Genomic DNA, 25820 nt, shown 5'->3' with positions numbered 1-25820 from the left:
CTCACTCTTCTCAAGCGGCGGACTTATCCGCGGCCGTTGCCAGCACCTCTTCGGCCCACTGGTTCAGGCTCTTGCCCGCCAGCTCCGCGGCCCGTGCCGCGCGGGCGTGGACATCAGGGTCGACACGGAACATCATCTTGCCGGAATAGGTTTTCTGCGGCTCCTTGCCGAGCTTCCGGCAGGTTTCGACATAATCGTCGACCGCTTCGTGGAAGGCCGTCTTCAGGCCTTCGACCGTATCCGCATGAAAGCCGATGACATCGGAAATGGCGGCGATATTGCCGAAGAAGATCTCGTCTTCAGCATCGAACTCAATGCGCGCTGCATATCCGTTGTAATTCATGACATTCATGGCTCAACTCCCAATAACTGCAGGAAGCGCCGGGTATCCTTGACCTTATAGCGCTTGGCTTCCTTCTCCGGATGCGGGCGATGGAAGAAGGCGAGTTTGCCGTCCTTCTCGAACCTCACGTGCGAGCCGTTTCCTTCGATAATGGTGCAGCCGACCGCGACGAGCAGGCTTTCAATATCGTCCCAGACGATCGAGCCGGAGACCGGATCGTGGAAGACTGCCTGCAATGTCCGTCGATGCCGCCCGTTCATCAGCAATAAAGGTAAGCGATGCTAGCATTTTTTGCAAGCATCACCGCTTCGGCACCGCCTTCAGATAGGCGGCGATTGCCTCGATATCGCTCTTCGGCAGGTGGGCGATGTTTTGCTGGACTTCGGTCATCGAGCCGCCGGCCGAGTCGAAATCCGGGGTGAAGCCGGTTTCGAGGTAGTTGGCGATATCGGCTTCGCTCCAGTTGCCGACATCCTGGCCGCCAGGGGTGATGTTGGGGATGCGCCCCTCGCCTTCCGGGTTCGGCGCGCCTGCCAGCCACATGTCGGGCTTGAAGCCGCCCAGCGCATCGCGCGGCGTGTGGCATTCGCCGCAATGGCCGGGACCTTCGACCAGATACTGGCCGCGCTTCAGCTTGTCGTCGGCATTCGCCAGCACGACGCGCGGCTGATCGTTGAAATAGAGGAACTTCCAGCCGCCAAGCGCCAGACGGATATTATAGGGGAACGGCAGCTCATGCGGCGGGGCGACATTCGTGCTCTTCGGCAGCGTCTTGATGTAGCCGAAGAGGTCGTTGACGTCCTTGTCGCTGAGGCGCGCATAGGAGCCGTAGGGGAAGGACGGGTAGAGATGCTGGCCCTGCGGGCCGACGCCGCGCTTCATGGCATTGCCGAATTGCGCCAGCGTCCAGGTGCCGATGCCTGCCTTTTCATCCGGAGAGATGTTGGGGACATGGAAGGTGCCGAAGGGGCTCTTCAGCGCCAGACCGCCGGAGAGCGTCAGCTTGGCATCGCCTTCAGAACCGGGCGCCGCATGACAGCTGACACAGCCGCCCGCCCAGAACACCATCTCGCCGTTCTTCACATCGGGCGCGCCGAGATCGGCCCAGTGGCTTTCGGGCAGCGGATTGGGCGCGGTGATGAAATAGAAGGCCGCGCCGCCGATGATGACGACGCCGATCAGACAGAGCACGAAGCGGATGAACCTGCGGACCATCGGCCGCTACCCCCATGTTTTTTACCGGATATCCCGGCTGAACATAAACCGGTCCGCACCCGCGGCAAGGCAGGGGCGGACCGAAAGCTTTAAGGATGGGGAAGACCTACCGCTATTCCTTGATGCGGTAGGCCTGATGACAGCCGCCGCAATTGGCGCCGAGCGTCTTCAGCGCGCCGCCGACACCGGCCTGATCTGCCGGAAGCTGGGCAAGGATGGTGTCTGCGTCAGCGCTCAGCTTGTCTGCCCGCGCCTTGAAGTCCGCCATGTTTTCCCAGATCTTCGGGCTGGCTTCCTTGTCGCCCTGCTCGGTACCCGGCTTGAACTGGTCCGGGAAGGCCTTGGCGGTTTCCGAAATGGTGGTGAGCGCGGCCTTGACGGCCTCGGCATCGTAGGGCTTCTCGCCCTTGGCGATCGCCGTCATGGCTCCGACCGAACCGCCGATCTTCTTCATCATGGCTTCACGCGCTTCATGCGTGCCGTCCTGCGCGAAGACCGCCGTGGCCGCCATTCCGGCAACCATGACAGCTGCCGCTATCGCTTTGAACTTCATAGTGTCGACTCCTCTTGGATACCGAGGGCTTAGAATCCCGGCGCCTCTTATTCGCGGCCGCATGATGGCAAATTTATGCAGGCCGCGAAGTAACAAGTGGGTGATATGACAGGGATTTCAAATTGGTAGGGAGCTAGCGAAATTGCGCGCCGTCGCGCCCGTAGCCCCCTCATCCGGCTGCCGCCACCTTCTCCCCGGGGGAGAAGGGCCCGAAGGTTTCAGGCGCAACTTGTTGCGCCGGGATGAGGGGCCACAGGCGCAAGGTTCCGCTATGCCGCCCGGAACTCGATCGCCCCGTTGTTCACGAAGCAGGTCTTGTCAAACAGGCCGAGATCCAACGGATTCGGCAGCCTGACGTCGCCGATATCCGGGAAAGGCTTCAGCGCCGGATCGTAGGACCGGTCGATCTGCGAGATGAAGACGATGACGATGCCCCTTTCCCGCGCGAAAGCTTTCAGAGCGCGGACCTGGGTCATCAGATCAGGATTGTCGCGCTTCTGGTCGAGGATCTGCAGATAATCGATCACGGCGAGCGTGCCGCGCGGCGCGGATGCAAGGCGGGCGGCGATATAATCGGCGCTGATCGCGTCGGACGCGTCGAACTCGAACAGGTCCCGGAAGCGCTCGAAATCCGCGCCGATCGCGGCGAAGCGATCGAGGACGTCCCGGCCGGTATATTCGAGCGTGAAGAAGGCGCTGCGATTGCCGGATTTCATCGCCTCGACGGCGAGCTCCAGGCTCATCAGCGTCTTGCCGTGGCCCGGGCGCGCGCCAAGAAGCACGAGATCGCCGGGGTCAAGACGCGCGAAAAGCGCGCTGCCGGGCAGGACTTCGGTCATCCTGGCGGAGAGCAGGCTCCAGCCGCCGAAGCCTTCACCGGCGGCGATCCGGTCAAGCGCTTCATGAAGCGGGATCTTCTCTTTGCGGGAAAGCAGTCTTGCCTTGCGTTTCAGGCGATAGACAGGTGCAGACAGTTTCATCAAAACCTCCTGATGCGAGCAAATGCTGCATTCCCTCCTTATGCGTCATGCCCGAACAGTGGGTTCGATGGTCAGATGCCCTGCATGATCGATACTTTCCCAATGGAGGGGGGAGGCACGGGCGGCGCCAGAATCAGATGATAGCTCAATTGCCGCTCGCCGAGAATGACACTTCCGTCTGCCATCCATGCCAGGCCGTCAGCACCGCAACCAAGATCAGCAGCGCACCGGCGACACGTCCGATCAGGATCGTCGCGGCGGGGTTGGCGATCAGCAGCGTGCGGCTGCGGTCGGCGGTGAAGGCGACGGCGCCGTAGATGGCGAACTGGGTGGCGAGTGTCATGGCCCCCATGATGACGCCTTGCATCCAGATCGGGCCATAAACGGGCTTCAGGAATTGCGGATAGACCGCCAGCATGAAGAGATAGGCCTTGGGATTGATGAGGCAGGTGATGGCGCCCTGGCGGAAGGCGCGCCAGTCGGTGCGCACGGCGCCGTCGCCGACGGTTTCCACCCGGATCGAAGAGCGGATCAGCGTGAAGCCGATCCAGACCATATAGGCGGCGCCGATGAAGAGCAGCGGCGCGAAGAGCGACGGCAGCAGGCTGGCGAGAATGCCGACGCCGATCGCGCCGTAGAGCGAATGCACCGCCCCGCCCGCCATGATGCCCGCCGTCGCCGCCATGCCGCGGCCCCTGCCCCCGGTCAGCGCATTGGCGAGAACGAAGAGCATGTCCATGCCGGGAACGATGATGATGCCGAAAAGAAGGGTGAAGTAGAGCCAGAGGTTTTCGCTGTAGGTCATGTCAGTTGCCCATTCGATGTCAGGCGGCGTATTGCTGTTCTCCGCCTGTGATTTCAATCTGATAGGCAGGTGCTATACGCGTGGGCAACTGACAGTGTATTGTCAGGAGCGTTTCAACGGGCGGGCAAAATGCGCAAGGCATCGCGGCTTTTCGAGATCATCCAGATTCTGCGGCTTTCGAAGAAGCCGATGACGGCGCAGGCGATGGCCGACCGTCTGGAAGTGACGGTGCGCTCGATCTACCGCGATATCGCAGCACTTCAGGCGATGCGCGTGCCGATCGAGGGCGGGCGCGGCATCGGTTATATCATGCGGCCCGGCTTCGACCTGCCGCCGCTGATGTTCTCGATCGAGGAGACCGAGGCGATCGTCTTGTCGCTGGCGCTGCTCGAGCGGACCGGCGACGAGGAGCTGAAGCAGGCGGCGCGGCGGGTGAACCAGAAAATCGCGGGCGCGGTCCCGGCGCCGCTGCGCCAGACGATGGAAAACAAGGCGCTCTACGCCTGGGGCACGGTGGCGCCGCCGCCCGCAAGCTTCGACCTCGGCCTGGCGCGCCGGGCGATCCGCGACGAGCAGAAACTGGTGCTCGACTATCGCGACGAACTCGGCCGCGCCACCGAGCGCGTCATCCGGCCGATCGCGCTGATCTACTATTCGCATTATGCCAATCTGGTCGGCTGGTGCGAGCTGCGCCAGGCGATCCGCAATTTCCGCAGCGACCGCATCGCCCATTGCGAGGCTGGCGACGCCTTCTTCCGCGGCGATGGCAACAGGCTGCGCGCCGACTGGATGAGCGGCTGGGCCAATCCTCCGGCCTGACATCGGGCAATCTTCGCCCTATGTTGCGGTTATCCCCGAGGAATCAGCATGGGAGTGGAGGAATGCGCAAGGCAATCGTCGTCTGGGGCGGATGGAAGGGTCACGAGCCGGAGGAATGCGCCGCAATTGTCGGCGACATGCTGCGCCGGGAGGGTTTTTCGACCGAAGTGACCGGCGATCTCGGCATTTTCGGCTCGCCTGACATCGCCAGAGCCGACCTGCTGGTGCCCATCATCACCGGCGAGAAGCTGGAAAAGGCGCATGCCGATGCGCTGGTCGAGGCGGTGCGCGGCGGGCTGGGGCTCGGCGGCCCGCATGGGGCGCTGGCGACCTCCTTCAAGGAAAGCGCGCCCTTCCGCTATGTCTCCGGCGTTACCTGGGTTTCGCATCCCGGCAACATCATCGATTTCCGCGTCAACATCACCAGACAGAGCGATCCCCTCGTCTCCGGCATTCCGGATTTCGACTACCGCTCGGAGCAATATTACCTGCATTACGACCCGACCGTCGACGTGCTGGCGACGACGACCTTTTCCGGCGAATACGACGAGGCGGCCCGCAATGTCGTGATGCCCGTCGTCTTCAAGCGCCATTTCGGCAGCGGCCGGGTGTTCTATTCCGCACTCGGCCATGTGGCGGCCGAATACGAGCATCCGCATATGCGCGAAATCCTGCGCCGCGGCCTCTTGTGGGCGGCGCGCGGCTGAGCTGCCGCGCCTTCCGTTTTCAGAGATTGGCGCCGCCGGAGACTTCGATGCGCTGGCCGTTGACCCAGCGGTTTTCGGCCGAGAGCAGCGAGGCGATCATCGGGCCAAGGTCTTCTGCTAGGCCCGGGCGGCCGAGCGCCGTCTGGTCGGAGACCATCTTGTTGTAGACGGGGTTGTCGCGCACGATGCCGCCGCTGAAATCGGTCTGGACGGCGCCAGGCGCCACCGTGTTGGCGGTGATGCCGCGCGGGCCGAGCTCCTTGGCGAGATAGCGGGTGAAGACCTCGATCGCGCCCTTCACCGAAGCATAGGCGGAAATGCCGGGAACGGTGAAGCGGGCAAGACCGCTGGAGATGTTGATGATGCGGCCGCCGTCGTTGATCAGCGGCAGAAGCTTCTGCGTCAGGAAATAAACGCCCTTGAAGTGGACGTTGACGAGCTCGTCGAAAGCCTCTTCCGTCGTCTCTGATATCGGCGCGTGATAGCTGTTGCCGGCATTGTTGACGAGGTAGTCGAAGCGATCGGCGCCAAGCGCCCGCAGCGCCTCTTTCGCCTTGCCGACGAAGGCGTCGAAATCGGCGATACGACCGGTATCGAGCTGGATGGCGACGGCCTTTGCGCCATGCTCCTCGATGGCAGCGACGGCGGCTTCGGCTTCTGCTTGATTTGCGCGGTAAGTGAAGATCACGTCGACGCCGCGGCTTGCCAGCGCCTCGACCGTGTTGCGGCCGATGCCGCGGCTGCCGCCGGTGACGATCGCGATCTTATGCTTTGAATTCACTTGGTTTTCACTGGACATCCTGGCATTCCCTTGTTGGAGTGGATGCCTAGACGGTAGGCCCGAGGCCGCCTCTTGTTGATGCCGGAACTCTCGAATTTCTTGCCTATTCCTCCAGCCTCCTTGCGGGATGGCGCGCAGCGGCGCATAGCTTGGGCAAGGAGTTCCAGGCCATGCTGACACCATTGAGACACGCCATCCTCGACTATATCGACAGGCTCGCCGGCGATGCCGAAGGGCGTTTCGAGACGCCCGTGAAGGCGCTGTCGGTCTCGCGCGTCAGCCAGCCGGTCATGCCCCGCCACATGATCTACCGGCCGACGATCTGCATCGTGGTGCAGGGCGCCAAGCAGATCATGGTCGGCGACCGGGTGTTCGGCTATCGCGAGATGCAGTCGCTGGTCGTTACCTTCGAGGTGCCGGCGCTCGGGCAGATCACTGAGGCCAGCAGGGAGGCGCCCTATATCGGCCTCAACATCGATTTCGATGTGGCGATCCTGCGCGAGGTGATGGAGGCGATGGAAGAGCCGCCGCGCCCGGCAGGCGAAGGGGCGGCCGGCGTCTTCGTGCAGGATTTCGACGGGGTGCTGGCCGATTGCGTGCTGCGGCTGGTGAAGCTGACGGAGACGCCGAAGGCGATCCCGGTTCTCTATCCCGCGATCATGCGCGAGATCTGCTACTGGCTCTTGACCGGGCCGAACGGCCGCGAGGTCTGCAAGCTGGCGCTGCCTGGCAGCCATGCGAGGCGGATGACCGACGCGATCAACCTGCTGCGCGACAATTTCACCGCACCTGTTCGCATCGAGCGGCTGGCGGCGGCAGCCCGCATGAGCCCCTCCTCCTTCCACCAGCATTTCAAGGACATGACGGCGATGACGCCGCTGCAATATCAGAAGAACCTGCGGCTGCTGGAGGCACGCCGCCTGATGGTGGCCGATGGCGCGAGCGTCGCAAGCGCCGCCTATCAGGTGGGCTATGAAAGCGCCTCGCAGTTCAGCCGCGAATATTCCCGCACTTTCGGCACGCCGCCGAAGCGGGATGTCACCGAGATCAAGGCGATGCCGTTTCAGGCGGTTGCCTAAAGGTAAAGTGTGCGGCCTCTCTCAAGTCCGACGACCTAATCTTATCGACCTATTGAAAATGGTCGCGACAATGAAGTTGAAATTAGCTAAATTGCAACTCAGGATATAAAGATTTCTATTCCGATTTACGTTGCACAGTTCCAACCGGAAGAGCGTGGCGAACGATAAGTACGGGTAACCAATGAGCGGACTGATTTTCTCTGCCTTCGTAATCGCATTTCTATTGATCGCCGGATTCTTTGCTTATTTGCCGACTGTGCTCTTCTGCGTATTTGCTCCGATAGCAGCTTATTGCGTACGGGCGTGGCATCCAATGGCCCTAGCGCTACTCTTTTCTGTCTATGCCGGCATCCCGATCCTTATCTGGTATCAAGCGGGCATCGCAACGGAGAGGGCAGAGAAAGCCTATCAGGCTGACGTCAATGCCCTGGCAAGGCAAGCGCTACCGCCTGCCCTTCCGGAAACAATGTTGGTCAAAACATCGGATTACGTGGCGGCGCAGGACTTTTACAGCCTAAGCTGCAGCACGACAGCTCTGCCCGTCGAGGCCTACCCGGAAAAACTCCAGCGCAGCCGGATAATTCCGGCTCGATATCTCCTTTTAGATCTCTCGCCGGATAACCCTTGCCCGAGCCTGGCCTAAGGCCGCAGGGTAGAGATGGTCCATTTGCCCTGTTTCTTGTTGAGGCGGAGAGACGCACCCTGATCAGATATCATCTTAAGGTGCATTTTGGCCGGCCGACTTTCCCGCCAATTCTCTCCATCTGGGGGTGGGCGCGGGAGAGAAATATCATTCGCGACCACGATCCGCTGGTGGACAACGCAGTGATCTTCATGCGCGATACTCTGGGCCGCTGTGCCGATTTCGCGATCTACAAAATGTAGTTTGTATTTGTCGCAGCGTTCGCCCACCAGGCTGGTCTAAGCCAATCCCGCGAAGCGGGCGGATGCCTCATACCCGAAGCACCCGCCCGTTCCACTTATTCGGCAGCCTTCAGCGAGGAAATGATGCCCTGCAGCTCGGCGCCGTGGGCTTCCTGCGTGCCCTGCGAGCCCCAATAGGTGATGACCAGCAGCTTGCCGGCCTTTGGCGAGAGCAGCGAGAGGCCGACATTGACGTCGCCGTCGTCGTCCTTGCCGGTCCAGTCGAAATTGGTCATGTCCATGCCGTTGATCTGCTCGTCAGATTTCTTCTGCGTCGAGCCGTCGATCTTCACGCCGTTCTTCTGGAGGAAGGCGATGGCGTCGTCGATGACCTTGTCGGTGGTCTTCTCGTCGGCAACATCGATCGACAGGTAGATGGCGGAATCTTCAGAGGTCGCCTGGATGCCGGTATCGGTTTCCTCAGGGTTCCAGCTGTCGGGAATGGCGATTTCGGCGATCGGCGCGTCGCCCGGGAATTGCAGCGTCTTGGCCTGAGCGATACCGGGCAGCAGCGCGGCGATAACGGCGCCTGCAAGCAAGAATTTCATAGTATGGTGTCCTCTATGGGAGTTGGGGGCAACAAGCCATAGCGCAGCTCAGTTAATGGAAATCAGGATGTTTCGCATCGCGATGCCGGTTTCGCGCCATCTGCCCAAAAATGGTCCAGCGGCACCTCTCAATCCAGGTCCTCCGGAATGAAACCGCCGGTCTGGCGGCGCCAGAGACGGGCGAAGAGACCGTCGCGTTCGGCGAGTTCAACGGGCGCGCCCTCCTCGATGATCCGGCCCTGATCGAGCACCACGATCCGGTCCATGCTGGCAATGGTCGAGAGGCGGTGGGCAATGGCGATCACCGTCTTGCCCTGCATCACCAGATTGAGCCGCTCCTGGATCGCCGCCTCGGATTCGCTGTCGAGTGCCGAGGTCGCCTCGTCGAGCACAAGGATCGGCGCATTCTTCAGGAGCACGCGGGCGATCGCAACGCGCTGGCGCTGTCCCCCGGACAGCCTGATGCCGCGGTCGCCGACAAAGGCCTCGTAGCCCTTGCGGCCGTCGCTATCGGCAAGGTCGGCGATAAAGGCATCGGCCTTGGCCATACGCGCCGCTTCCTCGATCTCGGCCTGCTCTGCCTCCGGGCGGCCATAGCGGATATTGTCGCCGACCGAGCGATGCAGCAGCGCGACATCCTGGGCGATGACGCCGATATTGCGGCGCAGACTCATCTGCGTCACCGCGCGGATATCCTGACCGTCGATCAGGATGCGGCCATCGGGAATATCGTAGAAGCGCAGCAGCAGGTTTGCGAGCGTCGTCTTGCCGGCACCCGACAGACCGACGAGACCAAGCTTCTCCCCGGGCCGAACCGTCAGCGAGAGCCCATCGATCACGGAAGGTCCCGATTTGTAGGCGAAGCTGACATTCTCGATGCGGATTTCGCCGCGCTCGACCTTCAGCTCCGCGGCATCCGGCCGGTCGATGATATCAGGCGGCGTCGTCATGACGGGCATGGCATCCTTGATCGTGCCGACCGCCCGGAAGATCTGCTCGCCCATCTGCAGGAAGGTGTAGGTGTGGCCGGAGAGCCGCTGCAGAATATAGACGGCGGCGGCAAACTGGCCGATGCTGATGAAGCCCCTGACGAGACCGGAAAAGCCGATCGCCAGCACCGTCAGCCAGAGCGCCATGTTGAGCGCGACGACGATCAGCTCCGAGGTGCGGTAGATCCGCTGTTCCTCGTGCTGGATGCGCACCGACTTGCCGATGATGCGGCGGATGGCGCCGGCCTCGCTGTCTTCGGCGGCAAACTGCTTGATCATCTGCATGTTGGTGTAGAGATCGGTGATGGCGCCGGCGACGATGCTGCGCTGTTTGGCTGAGCGGCGCGAGCGCTCGGCAAAGACCGGCGCCATGCGGATGGCGAGCAGCACGTTGAGCGCGATCCAGATGACGACGGGCAGCGCCATCTGCCAGGAGAGCGTCAACAGGAGAATGACGGAGCCGGCCAGCTGCAGCAGGAAGCGCGGGACGGTCTGGAAGGCGGCGATGATCTGCTGCTGCACGGCGGAGGCGACCTGCGACAGGCGCGACGCCACCTGCCCGGCATAGAGATCGTGAAAGAAGGCCAGATCCTGCCGCTCCACGGCCTTGTGCCCCTGCCACTGGATGGCAGCGGGCATACCGATGCCCAGCGTGTGCGACGTGAAAGTATTGACCAGGAACGAGGCGACCGGCATCGCCGGAAAGATCAGCAGGCCGAGGAAGGTCAAGAGCAGCCACTCGTCTTCCAGAAAGGCCACGGCCCCCTTCTGCGTGACGCCATCGACGATGACGGACAGCCCCCAGACGACCGACAGGTTGATCGCCTCCATTGCCATCGAGGCGGCGGCCAGCGAAAACAGCACGCCACGGAACATTGCGATGAAATGCAGCAGAACCGTCACCGGCCCCTTGGCGGGCAGCGGCCTGTAGGGAATGTCGAGCGGCCTTATGAGGCGCTCGAAGGGACGGTAGATCGTATCTGAAATCGACATGGCTCGCTCGTGTGAGGGATCGAGATAGGACGAGAAACTCAGTTACGTGGGGGCGCATAGGAGCATCGATCGGCTGCAATCTCAATTAGAAAATACACGGCGGAGAGGGCGATATGGCCTGAAAGCCGCACCTGAAGACAGCTTTTGATTGTCTTTTCAGACCATTCGGCACCGTGGCCGATGCGATTGTCCGGTTTTTCGTACAGCCCGTGCGGATTGTCGCCGCTTATGCCGGGAACCAAACCGGCCTATTTCTCGTCTATCCTGAAACGGAGGCAGACCATGTCCAATCTCGCAAAAGCAGGAACATTTACGCTCGGTAGCCGCACGGTGAACCGGCTCGGCTACGGCGCCATGCAGCTCGCAGGCAAGGGTGTCTTCGGCCCGCCGAAGGACCGCGCCGAGGCAGTCGCCGTTCTGCGTGAAGCCGTCGAAAGCGGCGTCAACCACATCGACACCAGCGATTTCTATGGCCCGCACGTCACCAATCAGATCATCAAGGAAGCGCTGCATCCTTACGGAGACGATCTGGTGATCGTCACCAAGATCGGCGCCAGGCGCGGGCCGGATGCCTCGTGGAACCCGGCCTTTTCGAAGGAAGAGCTGACCCAGGCCGTGCATGATAATCTGCGCAACCTCGGCCTCGATGCGATCGAGGTGGTCAACCTGCGCGCCATGTTCGATGTGCATGGACCGGCCGAGGGATCGATGGAAGAACCGCTGACGGTGCTGGCCGATCTTCAGCGCCAGGGGCTGATCAAGCATATCGGCCTCTCCAACGTGACCGCAAAGCAGGTGGCTGATGGGCGCAAGATCACCGAGATCGTCTGCGTCCAGAACCAGTACAACCTCGCCCATCGCGGCGATGACGCGCTGGTCGATGCGCTGGCGGCGGCCGGCACCGCCTATGTGCCGTTCTTCCCGCTCGGCGGCTTTTCGCCGCTGCAGTCGACAACGCTTTCCGACGTCGCCGCGCGCCTTGGCGCCACGCCGCTGCAGGTGGCGCTCGCCTGGCTGTTGCAGAGAGCGCCGAATATCCTGCTGATCCCCGGCACATCGTCGCGGGCGCATCTGCGCGAAAATCTCGCGGTGGCGGATATTGCCCTGCCCCCGGAGGCGCTGACCGCGCTCGAGGCAATCTGAAAGCAGAATGCCCGGGCTCGCCCCGGGCATTTTCCATTAGCCCATCAGGTCGGTCATGATGGCCGTAACAGCGTCCAGTGCCGGACCAGCCCCGGCGACACCCTTGCTCATCTGGTCCTTGGCCCAGGCGGACTGGACTTCCCGATATCGCGTAGCGTCGCTCCAGCGGGAGACTTCGCCGGGCTCAAGAATACGCACGGTCGCACCTGCCTTGCGGAGATCATCGAGTTGCGCCTCCAAGCTTGACGCCATCACGGCACCGAGCGTCGGGTAGGAGCTGCGAGCCGCTCGGCGGATGGCATCCCGGTCCTCCGCCGTAAGGCTATCCCAGACGGTCTTGTTGATCGCCAGCAGGTAGACGTGACCGAGCCACAGGTCGTCGGACACCAGAACATGCGGTGCCGCCTCGTGAACCCCAAGCATGAAGCCGCTATCGACATTGACCATCAGGCCATCGAGCGTCTTCTGCTTCATTGCTTCGTAAATCTCCGGCCCCCAATGCATGGTCACGGGCGTCGCACCGGCATTGCGCAGGAAATCGAGATGCCAGAAGCTCGCCGAGCGCCATTTGCCGCCCTTCAGACCATCAAGACCGGCCATCGGCGCCGTGCTGAAGAAGGCGACCGGATAGCCGGTCCCGAAGAAGACCGGCACGATGTTGTTGTGCTCCAGCTCCGCCGCAAAGGCCGGAACCTCGTCATAGACGCGACTGAAGAAATCGATCTGCCGGCCACCGGCCGGACCCACGGGAAAGCTCTTGAAAATCTGGTGCAACGGCAATTCCTTGGCGGTATACTCAGGCACGACGGTCGCCATATCGGCGCCGGACTCGCTGACCGCGCCCAGCGCGTCATAGGCGGCAGCGATCTCGCCATTCCAGTGAGCTTCGATCTTCAGGCGTCCATGAGATTCCCGCTCGATCGCCGGAAACACGACATCGCGCAGAAAGCGCGTGCGCATGCCGCCGAGCGGTTCGTGATCGCTGAACTTGAGGACGCGCGGCTGCGCGGCCGCCTCCGACGGCAGCGCCGCGCAGGCGGCGGCTCCGGCGGCGGAAGCGAGAAAGAGCCTGCGGCTCATGCCGGTATTTGCTGTCATGCTGTCTGCCTCGCTCATCGTCTCACCTCTCATATCGATGCCTCGCCCGGCCCCTTGCTTGACCGGGATGCTGCTCAAAAATATACCTGAACAATCCTTCAGTTCGGTATTCGCATTTGAATGACCCCGTTCCTCAGAGCCTGAAACCCCGCAAAAGCCCGATCCAGGCGCGCTCGGGCGCGACCGTCGAAGCCGTTCACGAAGCCGCGATTCAGGTTTTGCTGGCGGATGGACTGGCGAAATTCACGACGACCCGGGTGGCCGATCGCGCCGGGGTCTCGGTCGGCACGCTCTACCAGTATTTCCCCAACAAGCAGGCGCTGCTGTTTGCCATCCTCAGCCGCCACTTCGAAGAGATCGCCGCAGCGCTGGAAGGCATTCCGCTGACCTGCGACCGGCAACCGCTCAGCGCCATCGCCCACGCGATCGCCGACGCCTATGTCTCGGTGAAAACCGCCCGCCCTGAAGCAACGACCGCGCTCTACCGCGTTGCCGGCGCCATCGACCAGTTCCGCCTCTCGACCGACGTCTTCAAAAGGCTGGAAGCGGCAGTGACGCGCGCACTCGCAAACGCGGCCGACGCCTCGTTCCGCGACCCCGCCCGTGCATCCTTCACCCTCCTCTCAGCCCTCGCCGGCCTCTCGCGCGGCAGCTTCGCCGGCCTGGTGGCGGGTCCCGAGGTTCTGGAGAGGTTGCGCGACGAGGCGCGACTGCTGGCTGCAGCCTATCTGCGGGCAGCGGCGGAAGGGTAAGGCTCAGACGAAAAAGACCCGCCGGCATGACCGGCGGGTCCTTTGATCTTGCAGTCTGGATACTGGCCAGACTGGTGACAATCAGAACTTGACGTTCCAGCCGGAGCGCAGCCATACATTGGGATCATCACCCTCCGTGGTAACATTGAGGCCGAGCGAGGCGGTGCCGCCTGCGACGTCGAACTCGGTACCGACGGCACCGCGCAGCCAAAGCTGCTTGACGTCTTCACCCGCGAAGTCGAAGGCCGAGAGGCCGACGATTTCGCCGCTGATGCCAGCCGTGTTCTTCTCGAAGCGGTAATCGACTTCGGTACGGGCCGTTAGGCGGACAGTGTCCGTCAGCTCGTGGAGGAAGTCGACGCCGATACGGGCGACGGTCGAGTGGTCGTTGACGGAATCGAAGGCCGATGGGAACGAACCGCCCTCTTCCGTGTAGCCGTCCATATGCGAGTGCGCATAGGTCAAGCTGGCATAGGGCGTCAGCTTGGTGCCCGCGATCGTCGCAGCATTCAGCCAGTCGAAGCGGATCTTGGCGCCATAGGTGTCGACGTCGGTTTCGCCATGCGAATAATCCATGGCGGCGCCGTTCATATAGCCGCGGTGAACGTTCATCCGGCCGGTCGAGTAGTAGCCGCCGATCGTGGCATAGACGTTGCTGCTCCCGAGCGCGATGGTGGCTTCAGGCGCCATGTAGAAAGCCGCCTGATGGAAGTCGCCGCCGGTTTCGATGTCCTGCTTGGTGTAGAGACCACCGCCGGCAAAGCGGGCAGTGACACCTTCGGCAAGGCCGTAGCCGAAGGTCACGTCGCCGATGCCGACGCCGCCGTTGGAAACACGGCTGTCGTCATAGCCGATGTCGGCTGTGAAGGCGACAGAGCGTTGGCCGAGGCCAAGAAGGTCGCGCATAGGCTCGCCATGGGCGCCCTGGAGAACCGTATTGGCGTAGCCGAGACCGACCTGTGCCGAGGGCTTGGCGGCGATGGTGGTGTTGTACTGGTCGACGTCGATGATGCCGGAGCCGCCGCGAGCGATAAAGACGCCTCCATTATCCAAGTCACCGACTATGACGGTGCCGTCGGCGGAGATGCCGGTTGCCGTCTTCGTCACGTCGTCGCCGATGTCCTCACCTTGCCGGCTCAGCCAGTCCTCGACGGTCTCCATGCCAAAGGCTTCCGTCCAGCGGAATGCATGGGAGGCGTTGAGAAGACCCACTTGACCGACCACGACCGATCCATCGCCGCTGACGGCATTGGCGACAGAGAAATCGCTGTCCAACCCGTTGATGTCTTTCATCCCACTGGCCGTCCAGCGGAAAGCATGATTGGCACTGCCAACGCCAGCGTTGCCAATAATGACGGAGCCGTCCTCACTGGCGGCCTTTGCGCTTGACCACTGTCCACCCTCAAGGTGGCCGAGATCCTCGATATCCTGACCGTCGTTGGTCCAGCGGACTGCACGGCTTATACCGGCATTTGCGCCATCGGCCGCGACGCCGACGATGACCTTTCCATCGCCGCTGACGCCGAATGCCTGCGAGAATCCGTCGCCGTTCAGCCCGTCGAGACCTTGGATCTGGTAATTCTTCCAGCGGAAAGCCTGCCGGCTTGCAGAGTTGACCGTGCTGCTGAAGTTCGAATAGCCGACAACGACCGAACCGTCTCCGCTGACGCCAGTCGCGTAGGATCCGGTTGCATCATCCAGCCCGCCGAGGTCGTTGATGTCTCCATTCGTCCAGCTCACGGCATGCATACCATCCCAGCTTTGTGACGTACCGACGATAACCGAACCATCTTCGTTGACCGCCAAAGCTTCCGTCAAGCTGCTCACGGAGCTGCTCGTAGCCATCAACGAATAGATGGGAAGCGCATGAAGGGCGATCCATTCGCGGTCGACGGTGCTCCAGTAGAAGGCGCGCTCTTCATCTATGGTGCCAACGATAACCTTGCCGTTGCCACTGATCCCTGAGCTGGCAATCCCGTCAGATCCGGGAATAGGGTCCCACAACTCACTATTTCCCGCTTCACCCGCCCGCGCGACGCCCATGCCAGCTGCAAGCAATCCCGCCGAGAAAACCAGCGTCAGCGCCGAGGTTTCCAGAAGACGCCGCCCAAATCCGGCGGCCGTCCGATCTTTAATTTTCTTCATCATTGTCAAAAAGCTCACCCTGCTTTTTCAATAGCTTAAAAAGGAAATAAACTACGCATCCCCAACTTGCGGCCACACACAAACGCGCGGCCAGGCTGCTTTCGAGCAAGGCGAAAAGGGCATGTCAACATGGTTGCAATTCAGTATGAATTACACAAAAGGTTGCTGTATTAGCGCAATTTCTGCGCTAATATTCGCCGCAACCTGCGCCGCCGCAGCCTCGGCAAGAACGTGCTCAAGAGCTTGATTAGTTTCAAAGCGGCACAGGACCGAGGTCAAAACCTCTGGCCAAATGCCAAAAAAGGTCCGGCCCGATGGCATCAAGGCACAATCTTGCCAGGTTTTTCAATGGGCTGAGCGGCGGCGAATCATCCCCGCCCCGGCAATAAAAAACGGCGCCGGTTCTCGGGGCGCCGTTTGCTCTCATTCCATCCAGCCTGCGCCCCGCCGCATATGGCGAGGCTGTCGCCAGTCTACTTCTTCCTGGTGTCGCTTTCGCTCGATTTCACCTGCGAGCCGAGAGTGGGGGCAGCCTTTGGCGCCGCCTTGTCCTTCTTCGGCTTGCGTGCCTCCTTGTTGCTGCGAACCTGCCCCTTAGCCATGATCGTCTCCTCCGGTTGAAGGCCTAGCTAGCATCCCATTCGACGAAAATAGCAAGAGCGTGAACCCTCTCCTGACGCAAAATCGCTGCCCGTGCTAATCTGGGCCCATCAGCCGATGGAGGGCATGGCGATGCGGGAAGGCGACGACGTCTTCGCGGGCTCGATTCCCGAGAATTACGACCGCCATATGGTGCCGCTGATCTTCGCGCCCTTCGCGGCGGATCTGGCGCGGCGAGCGGTGGCGCTTTCGCCGCACGCGGTGCTGGAGACGGCAGCGGGGACCGGGGTGGTGACGCGGGCCTTGGCGCCGGAGCTGCCCGTCGGGACGCGCTATGTCGCCAGCGATCTGAACCAGTCGATGCTCGACTATGCCGCTTCGCAGCAGCCCGGTGGCAGCGCCGTCGAATGGCGCCAGGCGGATGCGCTGGCGCTGCCCTTCGAGGATGCGAGCTTCGATCTCGTCTGCTGCCAGTTCGGGGCGATGTTCTTCCCCGACCGGCCGGCCACCTATCGCGAGGCAAGGCGGGTGCTGAAGCCCGGCGGCCACTTCCTCTTCAGCGTCTGGGACCGGATCGAGGAAAACGTCTTCGCCAATGACGTCACCGAGGAGCTCGCCGATATCTTCCCGGACGACCCGCCGCGTTTTCTGGCCCGCACGCCGCACGGCTATCACGACAAGGCGCTGATCCGCCGCGACCTCGAAGCCGCCGGCTTCTCTTCCATCGCGATCGAGACGCGAGCCGAGGAAAGCCACGCCGCCTCGGTGCGCATCGTCGCGCTCGCCTATTGCCAGGGCACGCTGCTGCGAACCGAGATCGAGGCGAGAAAGCCGGGCGAGCTTCAGGCGGTCAAGGATTATGTAGCGCTGGAGCTCGCCCGGAAGCACGGCGACGGCGCGGTGGCCGCGAAGATCCAGGCCCATGTGATTTTGGCGGCGGCATAAAGTCGCCCGTTAAGACGCCTCAATAAAGCGTTCGCTTATAGTCCGCTTCCAGCTGGTCGTCGATGTCGCGCATCTCGCGTTCGTCGCTCGGCGCGCCGGTTGTTTCGTCAAGGATGATCTTGACCAGCGACGGCATTTCGCTGCGGTCCTGCCGGTGGTCCGGGTCCCAGAGATGGGAGCGGCGGAAGGCCTTGGCGCAATGCATGAAGACCTCGTCGACTTCGATGACGATGGCGAGCTTCGGCGCGCGGCCGTTTACCGCCATGCTCTCGATAAGCGCGGGCTCCGTCGTCAGTCTCGCGCGGCCGTTGACGCGGAGCGTGTCGTCGAAGCCGGGGATGATGAAGAGCAGGCCGACGCTGGGATTGGCGAGTATGTTGACCAGCGTGTCGAGACGGTTGTTTCCGGGCCGGTCGGGTATCGCCAGCGTCCGCTCATCGAGAATCCGGACGAAACCGGCGGGATCGCCGCGTGGGCTGACATCCGCTTTTCCATCCATGTTCTGCGTGCCGATGCAGAGGAAAGGCGAACGGCGGATGAAATCCTGCGCGTGCGGGCCGAGCGTGTCGCGGCACTTCTGGATCGCCAGGGCATGCGTTGCTTCGAACAGACCGCGCAGGGCCTGTTCGTCCGCTATTGCAAATGCAGGATCGAGTTCAAACCCCTTCATCATAGTACCTCTCCTCCTCACGGCAACAAATCTGATGTACGTACCTCATTTACTGGATACACCAAACGCGGTTTGCGATCAAGCCGAGCTCCCTGTGTGCCGGAGGGCACCAGCCCAAACGAAAACACCCGGCGCTCTCGCACCGGGTGTCAGCAAATCCGTTCTGTCCGAACCGATTACTTCGTGGCTTCTTCGTAGCGCTCCAGGACGTAGTCCCAGTTGATCAGGCTATCGACGAAGGCTTCGAGGTACTTCGGGCGGGCGTTGCGGTAGTCGATGTAATAGGAGTGTTCCCATACGTCGACGCCGAGGATCGGGGTGGCGCCGTGGACGAGCGGGTTTTCGCCGTTCGGGGTCTTGGAGATTTCGAGCTTGCCGTTCTTGACGGAAACCCAGGCCCAGCCGGAGCCGAACTGCGTTGCGCCGGCATTGGCGAAATCGGCCTTGAACTTGTCGTAGCCGCCGAGGTCGGAGTTGAAGGCCGTTTCCAGCTTGCCCGGCAGCTTGTTGCCGCCGCCGCCCTTCTTCATCCACTTCCAGAAGTGGACATGGTTGTAGTGCTGGGCAGCATTGTTGAAGAGGCCGGCATTGGTGCCGAAGGACTTCTTGACGACTTCCTCGAGCGAAAGGTCGGCCATGCCTGCTTCAGCAGCCAGCTTGTTGCCGTTGTCGACGTAAGCCTTGTGGTGCTTGTCGTGATGGAACTCCAGCGTTTCCTTCGACATGAAGGGCGAAAGCGCTTCGTAGTCGTACGGGAGTGCGGGCAATTCGAAAGCCATTGTAAGTCTCCTCTTGGCAATGGGTTGCGTGATCGGCAGGTGAGGCGGAACATAGGAGCCGAAGCAGGGCGTGGCAACGGCGGAACGATCAAAAAACGGAGCGTCAGAGGAAAAATTGCCTTGATTGCGGGCTTGGCTTTCTGCCCCAAATCACCGATGATGCCGATGCAAAACCGGCAGGATCCGCAACAGCGAACTGAACGAGGCCATGATGCAGAGGAATAAAATCCGCTTTCTCCCCGCCCTCCTCCTGACTTTTGCCGCCGGCAGCGTCTCCGCCTCCTCGGACGACGCCTGGAAGGATTTTGCCGATGACGTTGCGGCGAAATGCAAGGAGGCGGCGACACCCTCGCTCGAATTTGCCAGAGCCGTCGTCGATCCCTTCGGCAGCGAGCATTACGGGCTGGCGCTGGTAACGGGCAAGCCGAAGGGCGGCAATGGCTTCGTCACCCATATCTGCGTCTACGACAAGCAGTCGAAGGCGGCCGAGATCGGCACCGAACTGAAGACCGACGAGCTCGACCTGCTGCCCGACGAATGAAGACTGGCAGCGGCGGTAACGAATCTTAAAAAACTGTTGATTTCATGGAACGATGCTTTGACAGGCGCGGGTTTTCGCGGCCTAGATGCGTCTACAAGTTATCCGGGCAAAGATCGTTAGAGCAACCTTTGATAGGATCAACTTAATTAGCGTGAATTGATAGTTTCAGACTGCTTTTTGACATTCATTTTCTGGGGCGCTTGATGGTCATGAGTTTTTTCCGCCGGGGCGAAGAGCCGGGCAAGACGGATATTCGCAGCACTGGCCAGGCCTACCGGCCGGCCTCCATCACCGAGCAGCCGATGACGCCGCAGCCGGCAGCCCCGCAACCCTACCAGATGCCGGAGATCGATGATTTCCAGGCTTTCGGCTCGGTGCTCGAAGAAAACCAGCGCAATTCCAAGGAACTCGTCGCCGGCCTTTCGGCCTTGCAGGATCGCGTCTCGGCGCTGATCGGCGCCCATGACCAGTCCCTCAACGATACCGGCAGGCTGCAGGCCGAATGCGCCCGTATCAGCTCGCTGCTCGATTACGAAAGCAGCGCGCGGCGCAAGGCCGATGCGGACAATGCCCGGCTCGCCTCTGAAAACAAGGACATCCGCACCGCCAACGGCCAGTACCGCATCGAGATCGAGGCGGTGCGCGACGAGCTGACCAAGCTGCAGAACGTCCATGGCGTGACCTGCGAGGAATTCTCGATCATCGAAAGCCGGCTGATCGACGCGGAGCGCGAGCTTGCCGCTCGCGCCATGCAGTATGACGAGGCCACGACGCTGCTAAAGCGCGCCCAGCAGGATCTGGACAGCCGCAGCCGCGAACTTTCCGCCACCCGCGACAAGCTGGACAGCGAGACCACCGCGCTGCAGCTTCTGACCGAAACCTCGCGGCGCGAAAGCGCCTCGCAGGCACGCGACATCGCCCGGCTGACGGAAGAGCGCGGCCACCTGAAGGCCGGCCTGATGGAGCAGGAAGGCCTGGTTTCCAACCTGCAGACGGCGATCGCCAAGCTGAAGCAGGAACTATCGCTGGTCGAGGAGCGCCACAAGCGCGCCGAGGTCGAGCTGCACACGATCACCACCTCCTCGGCACTCGAGATCGCCCATCTGACGACGAAGAGCGACGCTGTCGGCTCCAAGGCGGAGCTTGTCGAAAAGCTGCTGATCACCGCCAACGGCCGCAACAAGATGACCGACGAGGAACTGCAGTCGGCGCGCGGGGAGATGAAGCGGCTGAAATCGGAGCTGGCGGCAACCATTTCGCGCGCCGAGCGCGTCGAGGACGAGCTGCGCCGCACCGCGTGACCGGCACCGAGAACGAGACGGCCCGTCGCGAACTCTCCGCCTATAACAACGAGCTGACCGCGAAGCTGCGCGAAGCCGAAACGCTGCGCACCCGCCGCGACCGCGAGGCCGATGCAATGAAGCGCGACCTCGACACCCGCATGGACAGCGACCGCCACGAGATCGGCCAGCTCAGAACCAGTCTGGAGATCGCCAAGTCGGAGATCCGCCAGCTGCGCGCCGAACGCGCCATCCTCAACGGCCAGCTGGAAGTCGCCCGCGGCGACAGGCCTTCGGCGCCGGTCATGGAAGAAGCGGAAGAGCTGCGCATGCCTGCGGCCACCTACTCGCCGCTGATCGATATTTCCGAGAAGTCGCTGCGCTCCGCTGCCGATGGTTTTGCTGGCGAACGGGAAATGCCCGGCGAGCCGATGCGCGTACCGCCTGCGGAGTAAGCGGCACGCTCATTTTGAAGGCCTTGTTTTCGCCGGGATTTTAAGGGTTTCTTAAGAGGATACCGACCGGAGGAAAACCATGGCGCTCGGCGCATCTCACCGCCTGCACGACGGCATCGAAGCCGTCGAAACGATGACGCGCTTTGCGCTCGCGGTCCTCGCGCTCGCTTCCGGCGTCTATACCTATCTCGGCGTGCGCAGTCTGCTCGACGGCTCGCCGACCTCCACCTTCTTCGCAGCGTTGATCTATTCGGCCGCCGTCTCGGTGGCGATCTATGCCTTCTGGACCTATCTCGCCCGCTTCTATCCGCATGTGACGACGGTGGCGGCGCGCACCGCCCTGCTCGGCATCATGGCGCTCGGCTGCGCGATGATCATCGCCATGGCGAGCTGGCTGAATGCGGCGGCGCTCGCAGGCTCGGCCGCACTCGAGCAGCACTTGGCCGAAACGCTGGAAGACTACACCGGCGACCTCGACCGGGCGCATCAGAATGCGCTGGCGGCGCAGAGCCTGCTGCCGGATATCCAGCGCACGCAGGAGCGCTTCCAGCGGCTTGCCGATCAGGAACGCGAAACCGGAGCGCTGACCGGTACGACCGGCGCCGGCAGCGTCGTGCAGCTTCTCTCGCAGATGGCCTCGCAGCTGACCGAGCTGCAGAACAACATCAATGCCTCTCGCGAACGGGTCACCACCCTCTTCGACGATGGCCGCAAGCATCTGGAAACGATGCGCACGCTGGTTTCGGCGCCCGGCGCGATCGATCAGCGCGCCGACCAGTTCGCTTCCGAGGTCGTGACGCTGACCGGCGTCATCACCTCGCTGGAGCAGACTTCAATCGCGCCCTCGGTCAAGCGCGCCGCCGAAGACCTGTCGCTCGGTTTCATCGCGCCCGTTGCCGATGGCCGCGAGGCGGAACTTGCCAACCGCCAGGATCAGGTGATGGAGACGATCCGCTCTTCCGTCGCCGCACAATCCAAGGTGCTGTCGCAGGCGGCTGATCAGATTCTGGCGCGCGAGCCCGTGGGCGAGCGGCGCTTCGTGCCGCTGTCCTCGGCAGAAGCCGTGCTGCGCTATGCGTCCGACTTCATCCCCAGCTGGGCGGGTGCGATCTCGATCGACCTTCTGCCGGGCGTCCTCGTGCTGATGCTGTCGGTAGCGCATGGGGCGCTGCGGCGGCAGGAGCAGAAGATGCCGTTTGCCGAGCGGATAACCGCCGCCGAACTTCTTGAGGCCATCGAGGTGCAGCGTGCATTGCAGGCGCGCGGCATCGATATCGAGGCGGTCGTTGCCCGGGCAGAAGCGAAGGCGGAGGGTCACGCGGAAGCGGCGTCCGAAGCGCATGCCGCCGATGCGCATGAGACGGAGCCTTCCAACGTCACCAACCTCGACCTGCCGGGCAAGCCGCCGCGCAAGGGACCGCAGGCATGAAGATCGAGGCGGCGGGAGACCAGCTGAAACGCAAGCTGCTTACGATCGACGATTCGACGCTGCCGCGGCTGGTGCTGCATGCGCTGATCGCCGCCGCCGTCGCCTTCCTCGTCATCGACTTCCGCAACCTGATGATTGCCAATGCCGAGCTTCCGGTCTTCGATCCGGCGGCCCCCGACAGCATGCCGGTGCTGCCGCCCGTGCTGACCGATGGCGAGCCCGACAACGCGCCATCCGAGATCACCACCAGCGTCGAGCTGCTGAAACAGCCGATCACCTTCGAGCTCCAGCCCGGCGGCGTCCTGCTGGCACGCGGCGCAATCGACTATGGCGCAGCCGGCCGTTTCCAGAAGGAGATCGAGGCCCGCGGCGAATATGTGAAGACGGTATCGCTGGATTCGCCCGGCGGCGCCGTTGGCGATGCGCTCGCCATGTCGAAGCTGATCCGTGAGAAGAAGATCGTTACGACGGTCGTCAAGGGCGCGCTCTGCGCCTCCTCCTGCCCGATCGTGCTCGCCGGCGGTGTTACCCGCAGCGCCGAGGACGGCGCCGTCATCGGCGTCCATCAGGTCTTCAACGGCTCGAAGGAGAAGCTCTCGCCGGAACGCGCCATGTCGGATGCGCAGCGCACCACCGCCGACGTCACCCGTCATCTTGACGAGATGGGCATCAAGCCCGGCCTCTGGATCCACGCGATGGAGACGCCGCCCGACCGCCTCTACTACCTGAAGCCCGAGGAGATGAAGGAATTCGCGCTGGTGACGGGACCGGCGAAGGTGACCGCGGCGGCGATGAAGACGAAGTGAGCCGGATCGGCTTTCTCCTGAGCGCAAACAAAAACCGGGGCGGATGCCCCGGTTTCCTTCTCCAGCCGTTCGGCTCAGTAGCGATCGTAGCCGCCCCAGCCGCGCTCACGGTAATAGGGGCGCGGGCGTTCCCAGCCGCCACCCCAGCCCCAGCGCGGCGGCGGAGGACGGCGCCAGTAGCGGACCGGCGGTGCGTAGCGGCGATACTCGTTGCGGCGGCATTCGCCCCAGCGGGTCATGTGCCAGCCGCGGCCGCAGGCATAGTCGACCTTGGTCACGTCGGACGTGACAGTCGTGTTTGCAGTAAGCGGCGCAACCGGCATCGCTTCAGCGGATATCGCCGAGAGGCCTCCGATAACGAGCGCTGCTGCCAGCGTGATGATCTTCATTGCGAATCTCCAAAATTTCCAGCCAGGATGGAGCTTCTGCCGATCGCGCTGAACCGGTGATGAACCTGACGTTCATCTGAAATAAGGCAGTTCACTGCTGATGCGTCTGCACCAGCCTGGAGGTCTTTTCCGGATGGATTTGCGGCCAGTTGCTGTTGGGCGCAGGTGCGCTGCCCATCGCCGAGATGGAGACAACGATTGCCGTTACGGCCGAGAAGAGCACGAGTGCATAGGTCATGAGCTTCGATCCTTCGGGGTTGGTTCCCAGCCACCCTGGCGCGCAAACTGCTCCGGGAGGATGAATCAAAGCCTAAGCAACATGGTTAAACCCACGTGTTTTTCCCGTTAAGGAACAGCGCGGGGATGAAGGGGCACGATCCGGGTTCATCCGGAACTTTTCTCAGCCCCCGCGTGTTGTTTCCCGAACGTCGGTTTCGGGGAAATTTCATGACGCTCGATTTCCTGTTTTTCGTGCTGGTGGGCTTCTGTGCGCAGATCGTCGATGGGGCGCTCGGCATGGCTTTCGGGGTGCTGTCGACGACGAGCCTTCTGGCGCTGGGCGTGCCGGCGGCAAACGCCAGTGCCATGACGCATGTGGCGGAGATGTTCACCACCGCTGCCTCCGGCGCGTCTCATGCCTATCAGCGCAATGTCGACTGGAAGCTCGTGGTGCGGCTGGCGCCGGCAGGGATGATCGGGGGCGCGGTCGGCGCCTATATTCTCGCCAATGTCGACGGCAAGGTGATCGAGCCCTTCGTCTCCGCCTATCTGATCGCCATCGGCCTCATCATTCTCTACAAGGCCTTCCGGCCGCGCTGGCCGCGCGATGTGCATGACTGGGCGGTGCCGCCGGTCGGGCTTTGCGGCGGCGTGCTCGATGCGATCGGCGGTGGCGGATGGGGGCCGATCGTGACAAGCACGCTGGTCGGGCGCGGCCATGATCCGAAGAAGGTGATCGGCTCGACCAATCTGACCGAATTTGCCGTGACGCTGGTGATCTCGCTGACTTTCGTGCTGACGCTCGGCTGGTCGGAGCTGGATTCGGCGATCGGGCTGATCATCGGCGGCGTGATCGCCGCCCCCTTCGGCGCGCTGCTCGTCAAGCGGCTGCCGGTAAAGCCCTTGATGATCGCCGTCTCGATCATCATCATTGCGACGTCGGCGATCCGCTTGTTCTAGGGAGGGCAAAACGATGCAGTATCACCAGGGACGATTGATCGATCATGTGCATCTGAGAGTGCGGGATCTGGAAAAGAGCCGGGTGTTCTACCAGGCGGTCCTCAGCGCGCTCGGACGGCGCTTCACGCATGAGGGCGAGAATTTCTTTTCCTCGGACGAACTCTATGTCGATGCCGCCGAGAACTATGTCAGCCACCTGCACCTCGCCTTCCAGGCGGCGGATCAGGACGCGGTCCAGCGCTTCTACGAGGCGGGACTGGCGCATGGCGGGCGGGAACACGGCGCGCCGGGCGAGCGGCATTATCATGCCGGCTACTATGCCTCCTTCCTGCTCGACCCCGATGGCAACAATATCGAGGCCGTCTATCACGGGCCAGCGACGCGATCGGCCCCTGAGATCGTCATCGAGCGCTAGGCTTCGCGGCCGAAATAGACGTCCACCGAAGCGACCTTGCCGTCCTTGAAGCGGAAGCTTTCCATGTTGCGGAAAGCCGTGCCGTCGTGCTTGACGGCGCGGTAGCGGACGGCCGCCTCGTCGCCTTCGACCGAGAGACACTCGATCTCGATGGTGCTGAACGGCGGCTTCTCGGGCCAGCAGCGCTCGAAATAGTCCTCACGGCCGATATGGTCGTCACGCGGGCTCGAAAAGGTGAAGTCATCTGCCAGCATCGGCCGCACCAGATCCTTGCGCCCCTGGACATAGGCGGCGAACAGGCCACGGATGATGGCTTCGTGCTCGTTGCTGCTCATTGCAACCTCCGTTTTCTGATTGCATTTCGCAATTGGTTTATAGCAAAAATCGACCTTTAGGGCAAACCAGCCGACGGTTCGGGGCCGAACCGTCCTTGGCAGGGCTCCAAGCCCGGCGTAACC

At 62.4% G+C, this 25820-nt stretch carries 31 protein-coding genes; 14 read left to right on the top strand and 17 right to left on the bottom strand.

Features of this window, described 5'->3' with window-relative positions; translation table 11 throughout:
• Positions 1-10 precede the first annotated feature (10 nt).
• The 6 genes from F2982_RS25990 to F2982_RS25965 form a co-directional block, all read right to left on the bottom strand.
• The gene (locus tag F2982_RS25990) at positions 11-352 is read right to left on the bottom strand and encodes a type II toxin-antitoxin system HicB family antitoxin (RefSeq protein ID WP_203430406.1); all 342 of its coding nucleotides are present in this window, start codon (positions 350-352) and stop codon (positions 11-13) included.
• Positions 349-603: a type II toxin-antitoxin system HicA family toxin gene (locus tag F2982_RS25985; RefSeq protein ID WP_203431184.1), complete on the bottom strand. Its 255-nt coding sequence runs from the start codon at positions 601-603 to the stop codon at positions 349-351. The genes F2982_RS25990 and F2982_RS25985 overlap by 4 nt, the downstream gene beginning before the upstream one ends.
• A 40-nt stretch (positions 604-643) precedes the next feature.
• Positions 644-1558: a cytochrome c gene (locus F2982_RS25980; protein ID WP_203430405.1), complete on the bottom strand. Its 915-nt coding sequence runs from the start codon at positions 1556-1558 to the stop codon at positions 644-646.
• A 112-nt stretch (positions 1559-1670) separates the two neighbouring features.
• Entirely contained in the window at positions 1671-2111 is a 441-nt protein-coding gene (locus tag F2982_RS25975; RefSeq protein ID WP_112715045.1) for a cytochrome c, read from the bottom strand.
• A gap of 269 nt (positions 2112-2380) precedes the next feature.
• Positions 2381-3091 (bottom strand): DNA helicase, encoded by a 711-nt coding sequence (locus F2982_RS25970; RefSeq protein WP_203430404.1) that lies wholly within the window; start codon positions 3089-3091, stop codon positions 2381-2383.
• A 145-nt stretch (positions 3092-3236) separates the two neighbouring features.
• The gene (locus F2982_RS25965; RefSeq protein WP_203430403.1) at positions 3237-3896 is read right to left on the bottom strand and encodes a LysE family translocator; all 660 of its coding nucleotides are present in this window, start codon (positions 3894-3896) and stop codon (positions 3237-3239) included.
• A 129-nt stretch (positions 3897-4025) separates the two neighbouring features.
• On the opposite strand from F2982_RS25965, the gene F2982_RS25960 reads away from it, so the two are divergent.
• On the top strand, positions 4026-4715 hold the full coding sequence (locus tag F2982_RS25960; RefSeq protein ID WP_203430402.1) for a YafY family protein: 690 nt from the start codon (positions 4026-4028) through the stop codon (positions 4713-4715).
• A 62-nt stretch (positions 4716-4777) separates the two neighbouring features.
• A complete protein-coding gene (locus F2982_RS25955; protein WP_203430401.1) occupies positions 4778-5422 on the top strand; it encodes a ThuA domain-containing protein in 645 nt (214 codons plus the stop codon).
• A gap of 19 nt (positions 5423-5441) precedes the next feature.
• Here the strand turns inward: F2982_RS25955 and F2982_RS25950 are convergent, their stop codons facing one another.
• Entirely contained in the window at positions 5442-6221 is a 780-nt protein-coding gene (locus F2982_RS25950) for an SDR family oxidoreductase (protein ID WP_203430400.1), read from the bottom strand.
• A gap of 152 nt (positions 6222-6373) precedes the next feature.
• On the opposite strand from F2982_RS25950, the gene F2982_RS25945 reads away from it, so the two are divergent.
• On the top strand, positions 6374-7282 hold the full coding sequence (locus F2982_RS25945; RefSeq protein WP_203430399.1) for an AraC family transcriptional regulator: 909 nt from the start codon (positions 6374-6376) through the stop codon (positions 7280-7282).
• 181 nt (positions 7283-7463) lie between these two features.
• Positions 7464-7925: a hypothetical protein gene (locus F2982_RS25940; protein ID WP_203430398.1), complete on the top strand. Its 462-nt coding sequence runs from the start codon at positions 7464-7466 to the stop codon at positions 7923-7925.
• A 337-nt stretch (positions 7926-8262) separates the two neighbouring features.
• Here F2982_RS25940 and F2982_RS25935 read toward each other — a convergent pair whose 3' ends face one another.
• A complete protein-coding gene (locus tag F2982_RS25935; RefSeq protein ID WP_112715031.1) occupies positions 8263-8754 on the bottom strand; it encodes a histidine kinase in 492 nt (163 codons plus the stop codon).
• 128 nt (positions 8755-8882) lie between these two features.
• Entirely contained in the window at positions 8883-10736 is a 1854-nt protein-coding gene (locus tag F2982_RS25930; protein WP_203430397.1) for an ABC transporter ATP-binding protein, read from the bottom strand.
• A gap of 282 nt (positions 10737-11018) precedes the next feature.
• Between F2982_RS25930 and F2982_RS25925 the strand changes: the two genes are divergently transcribed.
• Positions 11019-11879, top strand: coding sequence for an aldo/keto reductase family oxidoreductase (locus tag F2982_RS25925; protein ID WP_203430396.1), 861 nt, complete (start codon positions 11019-11021; stop codon positions 11877-11879).
• A gap of 36 nt (positions 11880-11915) precedes the next feature.
• Here F2982_RS25925 and dctP read toward each other — a convergent pair whose 3' ends face one another.
• Entirely contained in the window at positions 11916-12995 is a 1080-nt protein-coding gene (gene dctP / locus F2982_RS25920) for a TRAP transporter substrate-binding protein DctP (protein WP_246777603.1), read from the bottom strand.
• Between the two features lie 98 nt (positions 12996-13093).
• Between dctP and F2982_RS25915 the strand changes: the two genes are divergently transcribed.
• Positions 13094-13729 (top strand): TetR/AcrR family transcriptional regulator, encoded by a 636-nt coding sequence (locus F2982_RS25915; RefSeq protein WP_203430395.1) that lies wholly within the window; start codon positions 13094-13096, stop codon positions 13727-13729.
• 81 nt (positions 13730-13810) lie between these two features.
• Here F2982_RS25915 and F2982_RS25910 read toward each other — a convergent pair whose 3' ends face one another.
• Positions 13811-15877: an autotransporter domain-containing protein gene (locus F2982_RS25910; RefSeq protein ID WP_203430394.1), complete on the bottom strand. Its 2067-nt coding sequence runs from the start codon at positions 15875-15877 to the stop codon at positions 13811-13813.
• Between the two features lie 470 nt (positions 15878-16347).
• On the bottom strand, positions 16348-16476 hold the full coding sequence (locus F2982_RS32120) for a hypothetical protein (RefSeq protein ID WP_281438219.1): 129 nt from the start codon (positions 16474-16476) through the stop codon (positions 16348-16350).
• 130 nt (positions 16477-16606) lie between these two features.
• Between F2982_RS32120 and F2982_RS25905 the strand changes: the two genes are divergently transcribed.
• Positions 16607-17419 (top strand): methyltransferase domain-containing protein, encoded by an 813-nt coding sequence (locus F2982_RS25905; protein ID WP_203431182.1) that lies wholly within the window; start codon positions 16607-16609, stop codon positions 17417-17419.
• A gap of 19 nt (positions 17420-17438) precedes the next feature.
• Here F2982_RS25905 and F2982_RS25900 read toward each other — a convergent pair whose 3' ends face one another.
• Together F2982_RS25900 and F2982_RS25895 are read right to left on the bottom strand one after the other, a co-directional pair.
• Positions 17439-18089 (bottom strand): pyridoxamine 5'-phosphate oxidase family protein, encoded by a 651-nt coding sequence (locus F2982_RS25900; RefSeq protein ID WP_203431181.1) that lies wholly within the window; start codon positions 18087-18089, stop codon positions 17439-17441.
• A 176-nt stretch (positions 18090-18265) separates the two neighbouring features.
• Positions 18266-18868, bottom strand: coding sequence for a superoxide dismutase (locus F2982_RS25895; RefSeq protein WP_203430393.1), 603 nt, complete (start codon positions 18866-18868; stop codon positions 18266-18268).
• Positions 18869-19079: 211 nt separating this feature from the next.
• Here F2982_RS25895 and F2982_RS25890 point away from each other — a divergent pair, with 211 nt between their 5' ends.
• The 5 genes from F2982_RS25890 (at position 19080) to F2982_RS25875 (ending at position 23379) form a co-directional block, all read left to right on the top strand.
• A complete protein-coding gene (locus F2982_RS25890; RefSeq protein WP_203431180.1) occupies positions 19080-19409 on the top strand; it encodes a hypothetical protein in 330 nt (109 codons plus the stop codon).
• A 203-nt stretch (positions 19410-19612) separates the two neighbouring features.
• Positions 19613-20710 carry a hypothetical protein gene (locus F2982_RS25885; protein ID WP_246777602.1) on the top strand — a complete coding sequence of 366 codons (1098 nt, stop codon included), beginning with the start codon at positions 19613-19615 and terminating at the stop codon, positions 20708-20710.
• A complete protein-coding gene (locus F2982_RS31690; protein ID WP_246777601.1) occupies positions 20707-21144 on the top strand; it encodes a hypothetical protein in 438 nt (145 codons plus the stop codon). Before F2982_RS25885 ends, F2982_RS31690 begins: the two co-directional genes overlap by 4 nt.
• A gap of 79 nt (positions 21145-21223) precedes the next feature.
• Positions 21224-22573 carry a hypothetical protein gene (locus F2982_RS25880; protein ID WP_203430392.1) on the top strand — a complete coding sequence of 450 codons (1350 nt, stop codon included), beginning with the start codon at positions 21224-21226 and terminating at the stop codon, positions 22571-22573.
• Positions 22570-23379: a hypothetical protein gene (locus F2982_RS25875; RefSeq protein ID WP_203430391.1), complete on the top strand. Its 810-nt coding sequence runs from the start codon at positions 22570-22572 to the stop codon at positions 23377-23379. The genes F2982_RS25880 and F2982_RS25875 overlap by 4 nt, the downstream gene beginning before the upstream one ends.
• A 74-nt stretch (positions 23380-23453) precedes the next feature.
• Here F2982_RS25875 and F2982_RS25870 read toward each other — a convergent pair whose 3' ends face one another.
• Both F2982_RS25870 and F2982_RS25865 read right to left on the bottom strand, forming a co-directional pair.
• The gene (locus tag F2982_RS25870; RefSeq protein WP_203430390.1) at positions 23454-23768 is read right to left on the bottom strand and encodes a hypothetical protein; all 315 of its coding nucleotides are present in this window, start codon (positions 23766-23768) and stop codon (positions 23454-23456) included.
• A gap of 91 nt (positions 23769-23859) precedes the next feature.
• Positions 23860-24006 (bottom strand): hypothetical protein, encoded by a 147-nt coding sequence (locus F2982_RS25865; RefSeq protein ID WP_162708655.1) that lies wholly within the window; start codon positions 24004-24006, stop codon positions 23860-23862.
• Positions 24007-24215: 209 nt separating this feature from the next.
• Between F2982_RS25865 and F2982_RS25860 the strand changes: the two genes are divergently transcribed.
• Both F2982_RS25860 and F2982_RS25855 read left to right on the top strand, forming a co-directional pair.
• Complete coding sequence (locus F2982_RS25860; protein WP_203430389.1) at positions 24216-24947, top strand: sulfite exporter TauE/SafE family protein; 732 nt, start codon at positions 24216-24218, stop codon at positions 24945-24947.
• Positions 24948-24960: 13 nt separating this feature from the next.
• A complete protein-coding gene (locus F2982_RS25855) occupies positions 24961-25362 on the top strand; it encodes a VOC family protein (protein ID WP_203430388.1) in 402 nt (133 codons plus the stop codon).
• Here the strand turns inward: F2982_RS25855 and F2982_RS25850 are convergent.
• Entirely contained in the window at positions 25359-25697 is a 339-nt protein-coding gene (locus F2982_RS25850; protein ID WP_203430387.1) for a nuclear transport factor 2 family protein, read from the bottom strand. The two genes, F2982_RS25855 and F2982_RS25850, sit on opposite strands and share 4 nt — an antisense overlap.
• Positions 25698-25820 lie beyond the last annotated feature (123 nt).

This window comes from Rhizobium sp. BG4, assembly GCF_016864575.1.
In the GTDB taxonomy this organism is placed as follows: domain Bacteria; phylum Pseudomonadota; class Alphaproteobacteria; order Rhizobiales; family Rhizobiaceae; genus Rhizobium.
This window is presented reverse-complemented; position numbering and strand designations above follow the sequence as displayed.